This window comes from Polaromonas sp. P1_E1_2, assembly GCF_056406035.1.
Window position 1 is genome coordinate 1 of sequence record NZ_JBFUAZ010000666.1, and the last position, 2,246, is coordinate 2,246.

The 2,246-nt window shown below is 59.6% G+C and carries 3 protein-coding genes; all 3 read right to left on the reverse strand.

What is annotated here, in order from left to right; genetic code table 11:
* Nucleotides 1–906, reverse strand: a 906-nt coding sequence (locus AC1D1P_RS21450) for a Bug family tripartite tricarboxylate transporter substrate binding protein (protein WP_477674364.1), incomplete at its 3' end; no start/stop codon positions are given.
* A 36-nt stretch (nt 907–942) separates the two neighbouring features.
* Nucleotides 943–1,659, reverse strand: coding sequence for a class II aldolase/adducin family protein (locus AC1D1P_RS21455; protein WP_477674365.1), 717 nt, complete (start codon nt 1,657–1,659; stop codon nt 943–945).
* A gap of 157 nt (nt 1,660–1,816) precedes the next feature.
* A complete protein-coding gene (locus tag AC1D1P_RS21460) occupies nt 1,817–2,098 on the reverse strand; it encodes a DUF427 domain-containing protein (protein WP_477674366.1) in 282 nt (93 codons plus the stop codon).
* Nucleotides 2,099–2,246: the final 148 nt, after the last annotated feature.

The window sequence follows — 2,246 nt, forward strand, 5'->3', positions numbered from 1 at the left end:
GGCAAGCACGGCGCCGTCGCCGCTCAGGGGCTCCACGCCTGCTCCTGAAAGGTTTTCCCTCACGGCGGCTTCGGCCAATACTTTTTGAACGTCCGCATAAATTTTGGCAACCACCTCGGGCGGCATTTTGGCCGGGCCCATCAGCGCATACCAGATGGAAAAGTCCAGCGGCTTCAGGCCCTGCTCTTCAAAGGTCGGCACCTGGGGCATCAGGTCATAGCGCGTAGCGGTCGACACGCCAATGCCGTTGAGCTTGCCGGTCTTGATGTGCGGCGCAGCAAGGTTGGCGCTGAGGATGGCCAATTGCACCTGGCCGCCCACCACGTCGGTCAGCGCAGGGGCACAGCCCTTGTAGCCGACATTGGTAGCACTGACACCAGACTTTTGCTTGACCAGTTCCATCACGAAATGCTGCGGTGTGCCGACGCCACAGGAGCCGTAGCTCAGCGCTGCCGGGTTGGCTTTGGAATAGGTGACCAGTTCCTGAATCGTCTTGATGTTGGTGCTTTGATGAGACACCAGCGCGATCGGCGTGAGGCCCAGCAGCATGATGGGTGTCAGGTCTTTTTCGGGGTCGTAGTTGAGCTTGCCGTTCACGGCCGGGTTGACCACCATGGTGCTGTTTTGCAGCAGCAGCGTGTAGCCGTCTGCCGGCGCCTTGACCACGGCTTCCGTGCCGATATTGCCGGAGGCACCCGCACGGTTGTCGACCGCTATGCCCTGCCCCCACAGGGTCTGCAGGCGTGCGCCGATCTGGCGCGCCAGGATGTCGGAGCCGCCGCCGGTGCCATAAGGAACAATGATGCGCACGGGGCGTGATGGATAGGCTTGCGCCAGCGCCTGCGTTGCTGTCATGCAGGTCAGTGACATCAAGGTGACCAGGGCCAGGAGCTTTGGAAATTTCATGAATCGCCTCTTTCCTCTTTCGTTTGTACGGGCTGTTTATTCAATAGCGCCGATACTGCGGCTCCACAATTCCCACGGCCGCATGACCTGGCCCTCATTCGTCGCCATGGCCAGGTCCGCTTCTTCGGGCGTCAGGAATTCGATAGGGCCCAGGGCCGATGCCGTGAGCTGCAGTCTGGCATTTTCTTCGGCATAGACCGCCCGGTAAACCGCGCGCTCCAGCGAAGGCGCCACTACGGTCGAACCGTGGCCGCGCATCAGCACGCAGGTGTGCTGGCCCAGTGCCCTGGCGAGGTCTTTGCCCAGGCCCATGTCGCGGATCAGCAGGTCGGTGTTGCCGTTGGACTCGCGAATTTCATACAGCGTCGAGCCGCTGCCCAAAAAACCGCTCATGTGGAAGATGGGGCGCAGGCGCTGGCCGGTCACGCCGAAAGGAATCACGCTAGGGGAATGGCTGTGCACCACCGCCATCACGTCAGGCCGCGCGCGATAGATTTCGCCGTGGATAAAGCGCTCCAGGTAAGAACGCAGCGTGGACTCACCCACCAGGTCCCCATTGAGGTCGTAGGTCAGGATGTCAGCTTTTTTGACCAGGCCGGGGGCGCGGTTGCAGGACAGCAGGAAATGTTCAGGTGACTTGTCGTGGCGCACGCTCACATGGCCGAAGCCGTCCACCACACCCTGGTCGTACAGGATGCGGTTGGCCATCACGAGTTTTTCGATCAGCGCTGGATCGGCCGCGGAAGGCGTCATGAAGTCTCCTTATTGGCAACGGCCCGGAAGGGTCATTTTTAATAAGCATACATATTACATGGCAAATTTTCCAGGCAAACGCTGAAGATTCAGGGTAAACCCGCCCTCTTCAGGCGTTCATCGGGCCTCCCGGCAGCAGCAGCCTCAGGCTGGTGCGTCAGGGCTCGATCTTCACGCCCTTCCAGAAGGCAATATGGCCCTTGATGTTGTCGGCTTCGGGCTTGGGATTGGGGTAATACCAGGCGGCATCGGTGTTCATTTCACCGTTGACCAGCAACGAGTAGTAGCTGGCCTGGCCTTTCCAAGAACACATGGTGTGGTGGTTGCTGAAGGTCACGTAGTCGCGGTTGAGCGCGCTTTCAGGGAAATAGTGGTTGCCTTCCACCACCACGGTGTCGTCGCTTTGCGCAATCACTGCGCCGTTCCAGATGGCTTTCATGGGTCTTTCTTTCTGCTCAAGCTGATGTTGAGGCGGGATGTGGAAATCGATCGATTGATCGGGAATTCGGAAGATGCAGGGCTCCATGCTAACCCTCCGCACAGGTCTTGGCCGACCCAGGGATTTATGAAGCCGCCCGACAAGAATG

Coding starts and splice junctions, on each gene's coding strand:
- AC1D1P_RS21460 (WP_477674366.1), bottom strand. CDS start 2,098: ATGAAAGCCATCTGGAACGGCGCAGTGATTGCGCAAAGCGACGACACC.
- AC1D1P_RS21455 (WP_477674365.1), bottom strand. CDS start 1,659: ATGACGCCTTCCGCGGCCGATCCAGCGCTGATCGAAAAACTCGTGATG.